Here is a 16,503-nt window from a genome sequence, read left to right as displayed (position 1 = left end):
AGATCGGCAATTGAAAAGGGAGGATTTTCAATGCGCTTCAAACTTCTCGCTGCGACCGCAGCTGTCGCACTGCTTGCTTCCGGCTCCGCCTTCGCTGAGTCGGCCAATCTCACAATCTGGAGCTGGAATGTCGCCGCATCGGCGTTGAAATCCACGCTGCCCGGTTTCAACAAACAATTCCCCGATATCAAGGTCACCGTCGAAGACCTTGGCAACAGCCAGGTTTTCGACAAGACGCTCGCGGCCTGCGCTGCCGGCGGCGACGGCTTGCCCGACATTGTCAGCATCGAGAATTTCGAGGCTGAAATCTTCTGGAGCCGTTTCCCCGATTGCTTCGCCAATCTGAAGGAGCTCGGCTACACGGCCGATATCCAGGCGAAGTTCCCCGACTTCAAGCGCACCGAACTTGAGGTCGGCGATGTCGCCTATGCCATGCCGTGGGATTCCGGCCCCGTCGCCGTTTTCTACCGCCGCGACATGTACGAAAAGGCCGGCGTCGATCCGAGCACGATCAGCACCTGGGACGATTTCATCGCGGCCGGCAAGAAGATTTCCGCCGCCAATCCCGGCGTCGTCATGGCGCAGGCGGATTTCAACGGCGACAGCGAATGGTTCCGCATGATCGCCAACGAACAGGGCTGCGGCTATTTCTCGACCGACGGCCAGAACATCACCATCAATCAGCCGGCCTGCGTCGCCGCGCTGCAAAAGGTGAAAGAGATGAAGGATGCGGGCACGCTGACGGCGGCCAACTGGGACGAGAAGATCCAGGCTAATACCGCCGGCAAGGCCGCAAGCCAGCTCTATGGCGGCTGGTATGAAGGCACCGTGCGCTCGACCTCGCCTGACCTCAAGGGCAAGTGGGGCGTTTACAGAATGCCGAGCCTGACGGCCGATGGTCCGCATGCCGCCAACCTCGGCGGTTCCTCGCTCGCCATTTCGGCGACTTCCGCAAACAAGGATGCCGCCTGGAAATTCGTCAATTACGCCCTCGGCACGAATGAAGGTCAGGTCACCATGCTGAAGGAATTCGGTCTGGTGCCGTCGCTGCTTTCTGCCGAAAAGGATCCTTTCGTCAACGAGGCGCAGCCCTATTGGGGCGGCCAGAAAGTCTGGGCCGACATCCTCGCGACACTGCCGAAGATCGTGCCGAGCCGCGGCACCGCCTTCCAGAGCGATGCCGAAGGCATCTTCAAGGCAACGCAGGCGAAATTCTTCGCGGGCGGCTACCCCGACGCGAAAGCGGCTCTCGACGATGCCGCCAAGCAGATCGCTTCCGCAACCGGACTTCCGATCGCGCAATGAATGACGATGCCGGGCGCTTCCCGCGCCCGGCTTTCTCCCGGCTTGCAACCGCCCGGTCATTCATTCGTTCGTGAGGAGGAGGCTCGATGCCGTTCAGAACCCGGAGCGCCTATGCGTTCCTCGCCCCCTATCTGCTTGTTTTCGCCACCTTCTGGGTCTGGCCGATCATCGACTCGTTCCTGATTTCCTTTCAGAACACGCGCATCAATCCGTGGAAATACAGTTTCCAGGCCAACTGGGGCCGGCTCTTCTACGACCCTGCCTTCTATAATGCTCTGTACAACACGCTGATCATCCTGGTGATCCAGGTGCCTGTAATGATCGCGCTGGCCACCGTCATGGCCGTACTGCTCAATTCGCCGCTCCTGAAAGCGCGCCCGCTTTTCCGTTTCGCCTTCTTTGCCCCCGTCGTCGTCGGTGAGGTTGCCTACGCGGCCGTGTTCCGGCTGATGTTCAGCCTCGATTTCGGCATCGTCAACAAGATGATCTCAGCGGTCGGCTTCAGCCCGATCTCCTGGTTCGACAACGCCAATGCCGCAATGGGCGTAATCATCCTCGCCGTCACATGGCGCTGGGCCGGCTATAACGCCATCATCATCCTGGCCGGCCTGCAGGCCATCCCCGACGATGTCTACGAGGCCGCGACGCTCGACCGGGTGAACAAGGCACAACAATTCTTCCACATCACCCTGCCGCTCTTAAAGCCGATCATCCTCTTCTGTGTGGTGCTCTCGGTGATCGGCACCATGCAGCTCTTTACCGAACCCTTCCTCATCACCAATCGCGGTGGTCCGGGCGGCGGCACGGAGACACTCGGCCTCTTCCTCTACCGCCAGGGTTTCACCTCGCTGAACTTCGGCTATGCCTCGGCGATCGCCTATACGATGGCCGCTCTCGCCGTGGTGATCTCCTTTTTCAATCTCTGGATCGGGAGGGACCCGAAATGAGATCCAAGTCGCAATCCCTTCTCATCCGTCAGATCGCGCTGCACGCCGCGCTGGCGCCGCTGGCGCTGATCTGGCTGTTTCCGCTGTGGATGATGTTCGTTTTCTCGACAATGCCCGACAACGGCATCTTCAATCCCGAGATCGTGCTGTGGCCATCGACCAACTTCGTCGAGAATTTCAAAAATCTGCAGGCCGATACCGATTTCGTTGGCGCAATGGTGATCTCCATCGGCGTGGCGCTTATCTATACCGTGCTCTCGGTGATGCTGACGTCGATGGCCGGCTGGGCGCTGGCACGTTACCGTTTTGTCGGCCGCTCCGTCGTCATCGCCATCATCCTCGGTACGATCACACTGCCGTTCTCCGTGGTCGTCATCCCGCAATTCATCATGGTGGCGCGCGAGTTCAAGCTGGCAAACACCTGGGTGGCACTGATCGTGCCGCCGCTCTTCAATTCCCTCGGCGTCTTATTCATGCGGCAGTCTTTCTCAATGATGCCGGGCGAGCTCTTCGACGCGGCCCGCGTCGAGGGCGTCAAGGAATGGCAGATCTTCCTGCGCATCGCCCTGCCGCTGGCGCGTCCGACCATGGCGGCATTGGCGATCATTCTCTTCCTGCATTCGTGGAACAATTACCTCTGGCCGCTGCTCATCAATTCCAGACCGGGGATGATGACGGCGCCGGTGGCATTGGGAACGCTGATCGGCCTCACCAAGGTGTCCTGGGGCGGCATCATGGCCGGCGCGGTGCTGCTGACGGCGCCGATCCTCGTCGTCTTCGTGGCGCTCCAGCGCCATTTCATCGCCGGCATCGCGGCCGGCGCAATCAAGTAATCGGGGAAGCCGAATGGCAGAGCTTTCATTGACCAACATCGTCAAACGCTTCGGCGGCTTCGAGATCATCCATGGCGCCAATCTGGAGGTGAAGGACGGCGAATTCGTCGTCTTCGTCGGCCCTTCCGGCTGTGGCAAGTCCACGCTGCTGAGGATGATCGCCGGTCTCGAGGATATTACATCGGGCGAGCTTCGGATCGGAGGCAAGGTCGTCAACGACGTCGAGCCGGCCGATCGCGGCATCGCCATGGTCTTCCAATCCTATGCGCTCTATCCGCATCTGACGGTCGAGGAGAATTTGAGCTTCGGCTTGCGCATGAACGGCAACCCGAAGTCCGATACCGAGCGGCGCGTGAGCCATGTCGCCGATATCCTGCAGATCACCGAACTGATGAAACGGCGGCCGAAACAGCTTTCCGGCGGTCAACGGCAGCGCGTCGCCATCGGGCGCGCCATCGTGCGCGAACCTGAGGTCTTCCTGTTCGACGAACCCCTATCGAACCTCGACGCAGAGCTGCGCGTGCAGATGCGTGTGGAAATATCAAGGCTGCACAAACAGCTCGGCACGACGATGATATACGTGACCCACGATCAGACGGAAGCGATGACGCTCGCCGACCGCATCGTCGTGCTGCGCGCCGGCAACATCGAGCAGATCGGCGCGCCGCTCGACCTCTATGACGATCCGGCCAACCAGTTCGTCGCCGGTTTCGTCGGCTCGCCGAAGATGAATTTCTTGAAAGCCGCGGTCGTCGAGGCGCAGCCGGGCAGGGCGGTGATCGCGCTGGAGAGCAATCCGGCGACGCGCCTGCCGCTGTCCGTCGCCGATCGCATCGAAACCGGTGCGAAAGTGACCCTCGGCATCCGGCCCGAACATTTCGTCGATGCAGGTGCCGGCGATACCGATCTTACCGTTGCCATAGATGTCGCCGAACACCTCGGCAATACCAGCTACATCTATGCCGCCGTCGGCGACGAACAGCTGATCATCGAGCGGCCGGAATCGCGCACATCAGGCAATCGCGAGACGCTGACCGTCGGCCTTCCCGCCAGCCGCACATTCCTTTTCGACGGCGCTGGCAAACGGCTCCGCTAAACCGCAATCCCAAGGCAGAAAGACGAAAGAGGTTTCCATGACTTCAGATCAACCGATCCGCTGGGGCATCATCGGCCCCGGCACCATCGCTCGCACCTTTGCCGATGGCGTTGCCCACTCGCGCACCGGCAAACTGGTCGCGATCGCCACCCGCAACCCTTCCAAGCTGGGACTTGCCGAAAACTTCCCGGGCGCCCGCATCGTTGATGGTTACGAGGCGCTGCTTTCCGACCCCGAAGTCGATGCGGTCTATATTTCCGTGCCCCATACCGGCCATGCCGAATGGGCGATCAAGGCGGCGCGCGCCGGCAAGCACATCCTGGTGGAAAAGCCGATCGCGCTTTCGGCCTATGATGCCGAAGCCGTTTATTACGAAGCCAAGAAAGCCGGCGTCTTTGCTGGCGAAGCTTTCATGTACCGGGTGCATCCGCAGACGGAAAAGCTGGTTCAGCTCATCAAGAGCGGCGTCATCGGCACGATCCGCATCATCCGTTCGAGCTTCGGCTTCAACATGGGCAGCTATAAGCCGGAGCATCGGCTTTTCGCCAATGATACCGCCGGCGGCGGCATTCTCGATGTCGGCGGCTATCCTGTTTCCATGGCGCGGTTGATCTCTGGCGCCGCGGAAGGCAAAGCCTTCCTCGAGCCGGAGAAGGTGTCGGGCGTCGCCCATCTCGGAGAGAGCGGCGTCGACGAATGGGCGTCGGCCGTGCTCAAGTTCCCGAACGAGATCATCGCCGAAGTCTCCTGCTCGATCATGGCTCAGCAGGACAATGTGCTGCGCATCATCGGCTCCGAAGGCCGGATCGAGGTCGCGGATTTCTGGTTCGCCTCCGGCCACAAGGGCGGCGTCGGCAAGATCGAGATCTTCAAGGGCGGCAAACAGGAGACGGTAGAGGTCAAGGAAGAGCGCTGGCTCTATTCCTTCGAAGCGGACGCGGCGGGCGATGCGATCCGGGCCGGCAGAACCGAGTTCAGTTCTCCAGGCATGAGCTGGGCCGATTCGATCGGAAACCTGCGCGTGCTCGACCAGTGGCGCGCCTCGGTCGGGCTCGAATATGGCGTCGAAAAAGCCGCCAAACGCACGGCCAATATATCAGGCGGCGCGGTCACGCGCGGCAACAGCATTCCGCAGCGACAGATTCCGGGCATCTCCAAGCCGGCTTCGGTCGTGACCCTCGGCTTCGAGTTCTTCCCGAACTTTGCCGCCGCCTCCCTGACGCTCGACGCCTTCTACGAAGCCGGCGGCAACGCCTTCGATACGGCTTTTGTCTATGGCGCCGGCAAGACGGAGGCGATCTTCGGGGACTGGCACACCAGCCGCAAGGTGCCGCGCGAGGAGATCGTGCTGATCGGCAAGGGCGCGCATTCGCCGCTCTGCTATCCCGACATGATTGCAAAGCAGCTCGACCAGTCGCTCGCCCGGCTGAAGACCGACTATGTCGACATCTATTTCATGCATCGCGACAATACCGACGTGCCTGTCGGCGAATTCGTCGATGCCATGGATGCCGAGGTCAAACGCGGCCGCATCCGCGGCATCTTCGGCGGCTCGAACTGGACGCGCGCACGTTTCGACGAGGCGATCGCCTATGCCGAAAAGACCGGCAAGAGGGCACCGGCAGCGCTCTCCAACAACTTCTCGCTTGCTGAGATGCTCGATCCGATCTGGGCCGGCTGCGTCGCCGCCTCCGACGACGACTGGAAGACGTGGCTTAACGACAAGCAGATCCCGAACTTCGCTTGGTCGAGCCAGGGCCGCGGCTTCTTCACCGACCGCGCTGGCCGCGACAAGCGGGACGATGAGGAGATCGTGCGGGTCTGGTATTCCGAGCGCAATTTCGGGCGCCGCGACCGCGCCATCGAGCTTGCCAACAAGCTCGGCCGCAACCCGATCCACATCGCGCTCGCCTATGTGATCGCCCAGCCTTTCCCGGTCATTCCATTGATCGGGCCGCGCACCATCGCCGAGCTGGAGGACAGCCTCTCGGCGCTCGACATCAAGCTGACACCCGATCAGGTGAAGTGGCTGGAAGGCTGATAAAACAGGGAAAGGGCGCGGTTCGAAGCCGCGCCCTTCGCATATTTATTTGCGCGTTTCGGACGCCTTTCTTCCGGCTGCGTCGTCCATCAGCTCGTACCACATGGCGTTGAGGACAGCGAAGGCGGCTGCCAGCGGCAGGCCGAGAATCCATGCGAAATACCACATCGTTTCGTCTCCCTCAGTAAGCGTGACTGTTCTTGTCTGTGATCGATTTCTCGTCGACCTTGCCCCACAAAACCCTATAGACCCAGGCGGTGTAGGCAAAGATGATCGGCAGGAATATCGCCGATACCACGAGCATGATGAACAGCGTCATGTGGCTGGAGGATGCATCCCAAACCGTCAGGCTCGAGCGCGGATCGAGGGAGGAGGGCAGGATGAACGGGAACATCGACAGGCCGACCGTTGAGATGATCCCCAGTATCGCGATCTTACTGAAAAGCAGTGTCATCACCTCGCGCCTTGCCCGCATGGCGATGAAGGCCAATGCCGCACCGGCAAAGCCGAGGACGGGCGCGACGATCATCCATGAATGGGCGGTGTAGTTGGCAAGCCATGCGCCGTTCTCAGGCACCACCGTCTTCAGCAACGGATTGGAAGGCCCGATCGGGCTGATATCGCTGCTGATGCGATAGCCACTGACGCCGACCCATAGGAAGAGCCCGCCGAGGGCAAATAGCACGATGGCCGCCAGGGCGGCGATGCTGCCATAACTCCTGGCGCGTTCCGCAACCGGCCCGCTCGCCTTCAACACCAGCCAGGCCGCGCCGTGCATCGTCAGCATGGCGACGGAGAGCAGGCCGCAGAGCAAAGCATAGGGGTTGAGCAGGGCAAAGAACGAGCCTTCGTAGAAGATCCGCATATCGTCGGCAAAGCGGAAGGGCACGCCCTGCAGCACATTGCCGACGGCAACGCCGAAGATCAGCGCCGGCACGAAGCCGCCGATGAAGAGCGCCCAGTCCCAGCCGTAGCGCCAGCGGACACTTTCCCGCTTCGACCGGTATTTGAAACCGACCGGACGCAGGATGAGTGCGAAGAGGATCGCAAACATTGCGAGATAAAAGCCCGAGAAGGAGACTGCATAAAGCGGCGGCCAGGCGGCGAAGATGGCGCCGCCGCCGAGAATCAACCAGACTTGGTTGCCTTCCCAGGTTGCGCCGATGGTGTTGATTGCCAGGCGCCGCTCCGTATCGGTCCTGGCGACGAAGGGCAGGAGCGTGCCGACGCCGAGGTCGAAGCCGCCGGTCGTCGCAAAGGCGATCAGCAAGACGCCGAGCAGCAGCCACCAGATGACGCGCAGGGTTTCATAATCGAGGAGTTCGTGAAGGATCATGACAGGTCACTCCGCGGCCGGGACGAGGGTTTCGGAAATCAGCACGGCTTGCGGCGCGTCGTCCGGTTCCGGTCCCTGGCGGATCGCCTTGATCATCAGACTCATCTCGATGACGATCAGAACCGTGTAGAGCGCGGCAAAACCGATGATCGTCAGAAGCACGGTGCCGGCGCCGAGGCTGGAGACGGCTGCCGCCGTCGGCAGCACGCCTTCGATCACCCAGGGCTGGCGGCCGAATTCGGCGACGACCCAGCCGAGCTCGATGGCGACCCAGGGAAGCGGGATCGCCAGCACGGCAATCCGCAGCAGCAGCGGATATTCGTCGAGATGGCGCCGCGCCGATAGCCAGAAGAAGGTTGATGTCAGCAGGATGAAGAAGATGCCGAGCCCAACCATGATGCGGAAGGACCAGAAGAGGGTCGGCACATGCGGGATCGTATCACGCGCCGCCTGAACGATCTGCGCGTCGGTCGCCTGGCGGGGATCGTCGACATAACGCTTCAGCAGAAGGGCATAACCGAGATCATGGCCGAGATCCTCGAAGGAGGTGCGCACTTCCTGCGCAACCTGATCCTGCGTCGGCGCTGCGCGGATCTGCATAAGCGCATCGTAAGCTCTGATGCCGCCGCGGATGCGGGCTTCGGCTTGCTGTTCGAGCTTATCGATTCCGGGTATTTCCGTCGTCAGCGATCGTGTGCCGATCAAGCCCATGACCCAGGGGATATGCACGGCGAAATGTGTTTCGCGCGCTTCCTGATCCGGAAAGCCGAAGGCGGTGAAGGCGGCCGGAGCCGGCTCCGTCTTCCACATGCCTTCGATCGCGGCGAGCTTCATCTTCTGGTTTTCGGTTGCCAGATAACCGCTCTCGTCACCCAACACGACGACGGACAGCGCCGAGGCAAGACCGAAGGAGGCGGCGACCGTCATCGAACGCTTGGCAAGCTCGATATGCCGGCCCTTCAGCACATACCAGGCCGAGACGCCGAGCACGAAGATCGAAGCGCAGACGTAGCCTGCCGACACGGTATGAACGAATTTCGCCTGGGCGACCGGGTTGAAGACGACGTCGAAGAAGCTTGTGATCTCCATGCGCATCGTCTGCGGATTGAGTGCCGATCCCACCGGGTTCTGCATCCAGCCATTGGCTATGAGAATCCAAAGGGCGGAAAAATTCGAGCCGAGCGCCACAGCCCAGGTGGCGACGAGATGGCCGACCTTCGACAGCTTGTCCCAGCCGAAGAAGAACAGCCCGACGAAGGTGGCCTCCAGGAAGAAGGCCATCAAGCCTTCGATCGCCAGCGGCGCGCCGAAGATGTCGCCGACATAATAGCTGTAATAGCTCCAGTTCATGCCGAACTGGAATTCCATGACGATGCCGGTGGCGACGCCGAGCACGAAATTGATGCCGAACAGCGTGCCCCAGAATTTTGTCATCTGCCGCCAGATCTGGCGGCCGGTCATCACATAGACGGTTTCCATGATCGCCAGGAGCACGGACAGGCCGAGCGTCAGCGGCACGAACAGGAAGTGGTAAAGCGCCGTCAGCGCAAATTGGAAGCGCGAAAGTGCTACGATATCTAGTTCCATTGTCTTTCTCCCACGGTCCCACGGGGTACGGAGCGTTCCTCAGCGCCGGCCGGCGGGTGAGGGCATGCGGGTCTTGCTCAGTCCGATCGAAGCCGGTCGAGCGCCTTTTCGAACGCCGCCTCCCCACGGCGCGAAACTTCCGAAATACGGCCGCCCTCGATGACGGCGATGCGGTCGGCAACCGCAGCCTCGCGGCGGATATGCGTGGCGATCACCAGCGAGCGGCCTGCCGCCATTAACGACAGCTGTGAGAGCACATCGCGAGCGGTGGCGCCGTCGAGGCCTTCGGTCGGCTCGTCGAGCAGCCAGAGCGGCGTGTCGCGCAGGAACAGCCGGGCAAGCGCCAGCCGGCGCGACTGGCCGCCCGAAAGTCCGAGCCCACACTCGCCGAGCCTTGTGTCGATCCCCTTTGGCATGGCCTCGATATCGGCAAGCAGGCCGGCGGCGGCGAGCGCTTCGCGAAGGCGGTCCTCGCTCGCATCCGGGTTCGCAAGAAGAAGGTTGCCGCGCAGGCTATCCTCGAAGAGTTCCGTCCGTTGCGTCAGCAAGGTCGCCCTCATCGCGGCGACGCTTCCTGCGCTTGCCGGCAACTCGCGGGAAAGCAGAGCGAGCACGCTCGACTTGCCGGCGCCGCTGCTGCCGATGACGGCAAGGCGTTCGCCCTGCTTGAGCACCAGGTCGATGTCCTCCAGCGCCGGCACGGCGGAATTCTCATGGAAGGCGGACACGCCAGCCAGAGAAAAGGCGTGTCCCGGCAGCGGCGTCGCTGGCGGTTGGGTCTCATCAGCGACGGCAAGCCGCGGTGCGATCCGCTTTGCGGCCAGCAGCGTTCGGCCGAGTTCCAGAGCCCCGCGGCGGAGCGCCGCGAAGGGTTCGACCGCCGCGAAGGCGACGAGCAGGCCGAGGGCTGCGATCGGCGCGCTAATCGCTTTCGTTTCCGCAAGCGCGGCCACCGTGAGCAGCGATGCCGTCAGCAGGAGCGTGGAGACGAGGCCGAAACCGAATGTCAGACCGGTTTCGACACGGTTCAACCGATCATCGGCTTGAGCCGCGTAACTGTCGGCATCCGCGATGGCGCTCCTCTGCGCCTTGAGCCGGCCGGCCATCAGCAGGTCGGTCTGGCCGGCGACGAGATCGATCGTCCGTGACCGCAGCGCCTCGATGCCATGGGCACGCCTGCGGGCGGGTTTGCGCGCAACGCGGCCCGCGATCAATGGCAGGCCAAGGCCGGCTCCGGCGAGAAAGAGGCCGAAACACAGGCCGAACGGGGGATGCATCAGGCCAAGCACCACGCTCGCAGTCAGTGTTGCGCCGATCGCGACAGCAGCCGGCACGAGAATTCGGAGATAGAGGGAATCAAGCGCATCGATATCGCCCGTCAGCCGGAACAGCAGTCTCGCCGGACGGTGCGCCAGAGCACGGGCAGCACCCGGTTCGGCAAAGCCGCGAAACAGTCTTTCGCGCAGCGCGGCAAGCACGCCGAGTGTTGCATCATGGGTCGCAAGCCTCTCGCCGTAGCGTGCCGCCGTCCTGACGACGGCGAGCAGGCGGATGCCGGCGGCCGGTGCGAAAACGTCGAAGGTCATGGCGGCCGCGGCCGATAGCCCGGCAAGGGAAGTGGCGGTGATGAACCAGCCGGAGAGTCCGAGCAGCGCGACCCCTGCCGTCACCGTTGCCGCCGAAAGCACGGCGCCGACAAACAACGCGCGTCGACGTTCGGCCAAGAACAGACGAAGGATCGGCTTGATGTCTGCAACAAAGAAGCTCATTCAGCCGCCTCCCTCATGGCGAAATCCGCATCGATGCGGATGGCGCGGTGCATGCGGGCGGCGAGCAGCGGATCATGTGTCGCGACGATGAGGGTACGACCCCGCGCCAGCGCGAGCAAGGTCTCGGTCACATCAGCCGCCGTGTCCGCGTCGAGATGCGCGGTCGGCTCGTCGGCCAGAATGATCTTCAGATCAGGATTGCAAGCAGCGCGTGCGATCGCAAGCCGCAGCGCCTCGCCGCCGGAAAGACCGATCCCGCCTTCGCCGAGCGGCTGGCCCCCATAAGCGTCGGCAACCTTTCCGAGGCTGGCGGCGGCAAGCGCGTCCGCCACGTCGCCGCGCGAGATACCAGGCCTGCCGAGTGCGATATTGCCTGCGATGGTACCGGCAAAGATATGCGGCTTTTGGCCGATCCAAGCCATCGCGCCCCGCAGCGTGGCGACGGTGTCATCCCCAAGCTCGATGCCACCGATGACGATGCGGCCACCGACGCAGGGCGCCAGTCCCGCTATCAGCGAAAGAAGCGTTGACTTGCCGGAGCCGCTGGCACCAAGCAGCGCCAGATGTTCGCCGGCGGCGATATCGAGGTTGAAGCGGTCGAGGATCAGCGGCTCGTCGGCGCCGTAACCAAAGGCGAGATTTTCAAGTCGGATGCCGGGCGCCTCGGTGCTGGCGAGAGCCGCCGGTTCGGCCGATCCCCGAATGGACAGACCTTCGGCGGCAAGCGCGTCCAGGCCTTTCAGCGCCGCTTCCCCCGCCGCCCGGTCGTGCCAGACGGCCGAGAGTTCGCGCAGCGGCTCGAAGAAGGCCGGCGCCAGCAGCAGCATGAACAGTCCCTCTGTCAGGTCGAGCCGTCCTGTCCAAGTGCCGAAACGGATTTCGCCGAGCAGGCTGAAGCCGACATAGACGGCAACCATAGCCACTCCGAGCGCTGCCAAAAGCTCGAGCACGGCCGAGGACAGAAAGGCGATCTTCAGCACGGACATAGTGCGCGCACGCAGCGATTCCGCCTCGCGACGCAGCCGCAGGGCCGTTGTATCGACCGCATCCAGAGCACGGATCGTCGTCAGTCCGCGCAGGCGGTCGAGTAGGAAGCCGTTGAGATCGCCGGTCGCCACAAGCTGCTTTTCGCTGGCCGCCTGGGCGCGCCAACCGATCAGCGCCATGAAGATCGGAATCAGCGGCGCGGCAAACAGCAGGACCAGCGCGGCGATCCAGGAGACGGCGAGGATAAAGACAAGGATGACGAGCGGCACAAGGCTCGCTTTCACCCGCGCCGGCTGGAAACGGGCGAGATAGGGCACGATGAGCTCAGCCTGTTCGCCGATGACACTCGCGGCTTTGCCGGATGCCGGCCGGCCGCGGTCGACCGGCGACGCCAAGGAGAGGGAAGCGGCCGCCGCCTGCCGCTTTCGGCTGAGTTCGCTCCGCGCGGCGCGGAAGGCCAGGCGCCCCCCAGCCGCGTCGAGACAGCTTCTTACCAATCCGAGAACGAGAATGCCAAAGGCCGGCCAGAGAACGTCATGCTGCCCGCCGCCGCCGGCGAGACGGCCAACCGAGACGGCCAGCAGCGCAGCCTGCGGGATCCAGATGACAGCGGCCAGCGCCTGCAGCATCGCCGCATTGCGCAGCCGGCCTTTGCCCGCATCGGCGCGTGGTGTCGCGACCTTTCCAGCCCGCGGCCGTCCATCCGCTTCGTTTGTCGCGTCGAAGAAAGCAGTGCCCATGCCGCTAACTCTTGTTCGCAGGATTCGGCCGGCGGCTGCGGCCGAGCGAGATGACTCGGTCCTTGGCCTCCAGAAGCTTTGTCACTTTCGCGCCCAGCGAGAGTAGCGTCGCGAGCCTTTCCGTTTCAAGTTGTTTTACGTCTTCATACCAATGCGTCAGCTGTTCGATCAGCGTATGCATCTCGCCCATGCGTTCCTGCGCATAGCGCTCGGTTTCGCTTGCCGGGCGCTGCATCAGGATTTCGCGCAAAACCGACAGCGTCGGGTCGACCTCCCGTTTCTTCCGCTCCTCGGCAAGCGTCCTCAATATCTGCCAGACATCATCGGGTGTGGTGAAGAAATCGCGGCGATCATCCGGCTTGTGTTTGAGAAGGACGAGATTCCAGGCCTGCAGCTCGCGCAAGCTCATCGACACATTGGAGCGCGAGATGCTGAGGGAATCGGCGATCTCCTCGGCGCAGAGCGAGGCGGGAGAGACGAATAGCAGGGCGTAGATCTGACCGACTGTGCGATTGATCCCCCAGCGCGATCCCATTTCCCCGAAATGGAGAACAAAGGACTGAACGAGAGGCGGAAGGTTCATGTCAATTTCCGTTGAGTCTGTGATTTCAGAAATTTCTGAAATCACTATACAGAGCTTTACCTCCCGCCGACAATCAGCAAGAGGTGCCTGCGTCAATTTGGATATTGTCAATTCACGCGTGGTATTGACCGCAGCGGATTACGCGGCGCAACTCCGCGGTTCGTCAGCGCAATAATGCGAAAACTATGTCCGGCATTGCATCGCGCATGCCGAGCGTAATTGTCCGAGCGAGGTGCGTTAGCTGCGTATCGGCTTCTTGCCGAAATGCGGACAGATCAGATCAGACCGGCCAGGATGCCCAGTCCCGAGATGGCGGCAAGGCCGCCGGCCGCCCGCGTGACGAAAACGCCCTGGCGTTCGCCGGCGCGGCCGATCACGCAGCCAAGCGCGAGGCCGGCGCCATGCAGCAGTCCGGTTGCCATCATGAAGCCGGCAGCATAGGCGGCGCCGGCAGCGTCGTCCGGCATTTCGGCGCCGTGCGCATGGCCATGAAAGATGGCGAAGAGACCCGCCATGCCGAGCGCCGTAGCCAGCGGCGCCCTGACATTGATTGCAATCATGCCCCCCAGAACGACGACGGAAAGCGCAATGCCTGTCTCAACGAAGGGAAGATCAACGCCGGCAACGCCGAGAGCACCGCCAAATGCCATCATCAGGACGAAGGTCAACGGCAAGAGCCAGATGGCGCGACCGCCGAGCTGGAAAGCAACCACACCGACCATCACCATGGCAAGGACATGATCGAGGCCGGAGATCGGATGAGCAAAGCCGTGGCTGAAGCCGGCAGCGTCGCCGACGGCAGGATGGGCGGAAGCGACAGCCGGTAGCGCTGCGGCAGCCAAGGCAAGCAGGCCGCTCTTAAGTACTGACTTCATGGTTCGTTTCCTTTGCAATTCTTCGACTTCCTGCCGGGATGCCTCAAGCTAATTCAGGCAGTTCGGACCGTCAACAGAAAAGCCACGAATAGCCAGAGAATTCAATTGCTTATCTGATAGGCAAATGCCGCTTTCCATTGCTTCGGCCACTCATGATCAGCACCGGTGCGCGGTTCGCTCTGCAATTTCTCGTCCACCAACTGGAAACGGCCGCGGTCGGAGGTTATCAATTCTCCAGCCGGCAACGCAAGCCGCCGCGACGGAGGAGATGCCGATGACAAATGCCGAACGACCGCTGGCGATCAGCGCGCCCGAGCCGCGCACGCTCGATCTGATCTTCAGCGATAAGGCACGCGCCGAACTGCAGGCGAAATACGAAGTTGTCGAAGCCGATCCGAAGAACATCGCCGGGCTTGGCGACGAAATTCTCGGCAGAGCGCGCTATGTGATCGGTCAGCCGCCGCTCTCGGCGGAAACGCTCGCCAGAATGCCGGCTCTACGCTCGATCCTCAACGTCGAGAGCAATCTTCTCAACAACATGCCCTATGACGTGCTGTTCGAGCGCGGCATCCATGTCGTGACGACGGGCCAGGTTTTCGCCGAGCCGGTGGCCGAAATCGGTCTCGGCTTTGCGCTGGCCCTGGCGCGCGGCATCGTCGATGCCGACGTGGCCTTTCGCCAGGGCAGCGAGCTCTGGGGCGGGGAGGGCAATGCGAGCGCGCGGCTGATCGCCGGTTCCGAGATCGGCATTGTCGGCTTCGGCGATCTCGGCAGGGCGCTGCGCCGCTTGCTGTCCGGTTTCAGGGCGCGCATCCGGGTCTTCGATCCCTGGCTGCCCCGCTCGATCCTCGAAGAAAACGGCGTCGAGCCCGCAAGCCTGGAGGATGTCCTGACGAAGAGCGATTTCGTCTTTGTCGTCGCAGCCGTCACCAGCGAAAACAGGGGATTTCTCGGTACCGAGGCCTTTTCCAGCATGCGCAGGGGAGCGGCCTTCATCCTGCTCAGCCGCGCCGACGTTGTCGATTTCGACGCATTGATGGCGGCCGTTTCGTCAGGCCATATCGTCGCGGCAAGCGACGTCTACCCTGAAGAGCCGCTGCCGCCTGATCATCCGGTACGCAGCCTGAAGGGCTTCATCCGCTCGGCGCACCGGGCCGGAGCGCTCGACAGCGCCTTCAAGAAGATGGGCGACATGGTGCTCGAGGACATGGACCTGATGGATCGCGGCCTGCCGCCGATGCGCTGCAAACGGGCGGAGCGCGAGACGGTCTCCCGCATGCGCTCCAAGCCGGTCGCGGTGAATTGAAGATGCCGCCCAAGCTGATTGACAGCCTGGGCGGCGTGAATAAGAGCCTTCTTTAAGCGGCGCGCTGCCCGGTGCCCTGGATCGCGGCGAGTTTCCAGTCCGCGCCCGGCCTGCGCACGAAGGTCCATATCTCGGTGCTTTCGCTCGGACGGCGGTCGTCGCCGGAAACGACGCGACCGCTGTCGCGTTCGACCATCGCATCGATCGAGGAATAACGCATAGCGAGCGTCGCATATTCCTGGCCGTTCTCGCGCCAGGCCTCGGCAATATCGCCCTGCAGCAGCTTGACGTCGGAGACACGGTTGCGCACGCCGTTGGTGGCGTTTTCTCCCAGTTCCTCGGCAAGGTAGGACATGGCCTCGGGCGTCGTCAGCCGGCGCAACGCGCCGTAATCTTCGGCGCCGTAAGCGGTCTGCACGCTCGTCAGCAACTCCTCGAACTGGTCGAGATCAGCCTGGACCAGCCCGATCTCGTCGCTTAGGCGATTGCCGCGCGGCAGTCCGCCGTAACCGGCGCCCGAGCCGATCGCCGGGATCTGGAACGACGAAGAGTTCGTGGGCGACATTTTAACGGACTGGCCGTAGGACCGGCTCTGACCGCTGGCGCCGTAAGAAGGCTGGCGGCGGTTGGCGAAATAACGCATGGCAAGCATGACGGCGCCGCCGATCAAAGCGATCTGCAGCAGCATGCCGAGGAAGCCGAAGCCGCCGCCGAAACCCTGGCCGAGCAGCATGCCGAGGAGACCGCCGGCGATCAGCCCGCCGATCATCGAACGGCCGAAGCCGTTGAAGAAACCCGGGCGCTGCTGGGCGTAGCCGGGCTGCTGCGTGCTATAGGGTGCCGTCGTTTGCGGGCGCGGCGTCATCGATCGTTCGATGGGGGCAGCCGGGGCAGGCGCCGTACGGGTAACCGGAGGCGCGCTGAAAGTGCGGGTGCCACGGCTTCCGAACCCGCCGAAGCCGCCGGCGCGTCGCGCATCGGCATCGCTGATCGTGGCAAAAACGGTAGCGCTCGTCAGTACGGCAATGGCCGCCATCTTGGCAAAACGCGAAACGGCACTCGGCATTCCTGGTCTCCTGTCATGCACAATCACGGCAT

14 protein-coding genes are annotated in these 16,503 nt (G+C 62.7%); 6 read left to right on the top strand and 8 right to left on the bottom strand.

The window, feature by feature from the left end:
* Positions 1 to 30 precede the first annotated feature (30 nt).
* From HJC04_RS27105 to HJC04_RS27085, 5 genes are all read left to right on the top strand, one after another.
* Complete coding sequence (locus HJC04_RS27105) at positions 31 to 1,305, top strand: extracellular solute-binding protein (protein WP_210633640.1); 1,275 nt, start codon at positions 31 to 33, stop codon at positions 1,303 to 1,305.
* An 86-nt stretch (positions 1,306 to 1,391) separates the two neighbouring features.
* Positions 1,392 to 2,252, top strand: coding sequence for a carbohydrate ABC transporter permease (locus HJC04_RS27100; RefSeq protein ID WP_221147532.1), 861 nt, complete (start codon positions 1,392 to 1,394; stop codon positions 2,250 to 2,252).
* The gene (locus HJC04_RS27095; RefSeq protein ID WP_064806618.1) at positions 2,249 to 3,085 is read left to right on the top strand and encodes a carbohydrate ABC transporter permease; all 837 of its coding nucleotides are present in this window, start codon (positions 2,249 to 2,251) and stop codon (positions 3,083 to 3,085) included. Before HJC04_RS27100 ends, HJC04_RS27095 begins: the two co-directional genes overlap by 4 nt.
* 13 nt (positions 3,086 to 3,098) lie before the next feature.
* Positions 3,099 to 4,181 (top strand): ABC transporter ATP-binding protein, encoded by a 1,083-nt coding sequence (locus HJC04_RS27090; RefSeq protein WP_210633636.1) that lies wholly within the window; start codon positions 3,099 to 3,101, stop codon positions 4,179 to 4,181.
* Positions 4,182 to 4,218: 37 nt separating this feature from the next.
* Entirely contained in the window at positions 4,219 to 6,222 is a 2,004-nt protein-coding gene (locus tag HJC04_RS27085) for an aldo/keto reductase (protein ID WP_221147531.1), read from the top strand.
* A gap of 45 nt (positions 6,223 to 6,267) precedes the next feature.
* Here the strand turns inward: HJC04_RS27085 and cydX are convergent, their stop codons facing one another.
* The 7 genes from cydX to HJC04_RS27050 all read right to left on the bottom strand — a co-directional run bounded on the left by cydX (position 6,268) and on the right by HJC04_RS27050 (position 14,099).
* A complete protein-coding gene (gene cydX / locus HJC04_RS27080; RefSeq protein WP_210633633.1) occupies positions 6,268 to 6,390 on the bottom strand; it encodes a cytochrome bd-I oxidase subunit CydX in 123 nt (40 codons plus the stop codon).
* A gap of 13 nt (positions 6,391 to 6,403) precedes the next feature.
* Positions 6,404 to 7,558, bottom strand: a complete 1,155-nt coding sequence (gene cydB / locus HJC04_RS27075) for a cytochrome d ubiquinol oxidase subunit II (protein ID WP_210633631.1) — start codon at positions 7,556 to 7,558, stop codon at positions 6,404 to 6,406.
* 6 nt (positions 7,559 to 7,564) lie between these two features.
* A complete protein-coding gene (locus HJC04_RS27070) occupies positions 7,565 to 9,145 on the bottom strand; it encodes a cytochrome ubiquinol oxidase subunit I (protein WP_221147530.1) in 1,581 nt (526 codons plus the stop codon).
* A 77-nt stretch (positions 9,146 to 9,222) separates the two neighbouring features.
* Positions 9,223 to 10,914 carry an amino acid ABC transporter ATP-binding/permease protein gene (locus HJC04_RS27065; protein ID WP_221147529.1) on the bottom strand — a complete coding sequence of 564 codons (1,692 nt, stop codon included), beginning with the start codon at positions 10,912 to 10,914 and terminating at the stop codon, positions 9,223 to 9,225.
* Positions 10,911 to 12,641: a thiol reductant ABC exporter subunit CydD gene (gene cydD, locus HJC04_RS27060; RefSeq protein ID WP_221147528.1), complete on the bottom strand. Its 1,731-nt coding sequence runs from the start codon at positions 12,639 to 12,641 to the stop codon at positions 10,911 to 10,913. The genes HJC04_RS27065 and cydD overlap by 4 nt, the downstream gene beginning before the upstream one ends.
* A gap of 4 nt (positions 12,642 to 12,645) precedes the next feature.
* A complete protein-coding gene (locus tag HJC04_RS27055; protein WP_210633624.1) occupies positions 12,646 to 13,224 on the bottom strand; it encodes a GbsR/MarR family transcriptional regulator in 579 nt (192 codons plus the stop codon).
* Positions 13,225 to 13,499: 275 nt separating this feature from the next.
* A complete protein-coding gene (locus HJC04_RS27050; RefSeq protein WP_210633622.1) occupies positions 13,500 to 14,099 on the bottom strand; it encodes a HupE/UreJ family protein in 600 nt (199 codons plus the stop codon).
* Positions 14,100 to 14,373: 274 nt separating this feature from the next.
* Between HJC04_RS27050 and HJC04_RS27045 the strand changes: the two genes are divergently transcribed.
* Entirely contained in the window at positions 14,374 to 15,405 is a 1,032-nt protein-coding gene (locus HJC04_RS27045) for a hydroxyacid dehydrogenase (RefSeq protein WP_210633620.1), read from the top strand.
* Between the two features lie 52 nt (positions 15,406 to 15,457).
* On the opposite strand, the gene HJC04_RS27040 is transcribed toward HJC04_RS27045, so the two are convergent.
* A complete protein-coding gene (locus tag HJC04_RS27040) occupies positions 15,458 to 16,471 on the bottom strand; it encodes a Tim44 domain-containing protein (RefSeq protein WP_210633619.1) in 1,014 nt (337 codons plus the stop codon).
* Positions 16,472 to 16,503 lie beyond the last annotated feature (32 nt).

It is taken from the genome of Rhizobium sp. NLR8a, from assembly GCF_019685235.1.
Lineage (GTDB): Bacteria > Pseudomonadota > Alphaproteobacteria > Rhizobiales > Rhizobiaceae > Rhizobium.
This window is presented reverse-complemented; position numbering and strand designations above follow the sequence as displayed.

Bases quoted from the DNA above. Each gene is read 5' to 3' on its own strand.
- HJC04_RS27105 (WP_210633640.1), top strand. From the start codon at position 31: ATGCGCTTCAAACTTCTCGCTGCGACCGCAGCTGTCGCACTGCTTGCT.
- HJC04_RS27100 (WP_221147532.1), top strand. From the start codon at position 1,392: ATGCCGTTCAGAACCCGGAGCGCCTATGCGTTCCTCGCCCCCTATCTG.
- HJC04_RS27095 (WP_064806618.1), top strand. From the start codon at position 2,249: ATGAGATCCAAGTCGCAATCCCTTCTCATCCGTCAGATCGCGCTGCAC.
- HJC04_RS27090 (WP_210633636.1), top strand. From the start codon at position 3,099: ATGGCAGAGCTTTCATTGACCAACATCGTCAAACGCTTCGGCGGCTTC.
- HJC04_RS27085 (WP_221147531.1), top strand. From the start codon at position 4,219: ATGACTTCAGATCAACCGATCCGCTGGGGCATCATCGGCCCCGGCACC.
- cydX (WP_210633633.1), bottom strand. From the start codon at position 6,390: ATGTGGTATTTCGCATGGATTCTCGGCCTGCCGCTGGCAGCCGCCTTC.
- cydB (WP_210633631.1), bottom strand. From the start codon at position 7,558: ATGATCCTTCACGAACTCCTCGATTATGAAACCCTGCGCGTCATCTGG.
- HJC04_RS27070 (WP_221147530.1), bottom strand. From the start codon at position 9,145: ATGGAACTAGATATCGTAGCACTTTCGCGCTTCCAATTTGCGCTGACG.
- HJC04_RS27065 (WP_221147529.1), bottom strand. From the start codon at position 10,914: ATGAGCTTCTTTGTTGCAGACATCAAGCCGATCCTTCGTCTGTTCTTG.
- cydD (WP_221147528.1), bottom strand. From the start codon at position 12,641: ATGGGCACTGCTTTCTTCGACGCGACAAACGAAGCGGATGGACGGCCG.
- HJC04_RS27055 (WP_210633624.1), bottom strand. From the start codon at position 13,224: ATGAACCTTCCGCCTCTCGTTCAGTCCTTTGTTCTCCATTTCGGGGAA.
- HJC04_RS27050 (WP_210633622.1), bottom strand. From the start codon at position 14,099: ATGAAGTCAGTACTTAAGAGCGGCCTGCTTGCCTTGGCTGCCGCAGCG.
- HJC04_RS27045 (WP_210633620.1), top strand. From the start codon at position 14,374: ATGACAAATGCCGAACGACCGCTGGCGATCAGCGCGCCCGAGCCGCGC.
- HJC04_RS27040 (WP_210633619.1), bottom strand. From the start codon at position 16,471: ATGCCGAGTGCCGTTTCGCGTTTTGCCAAGATGGCGGCCATTGCCGTA.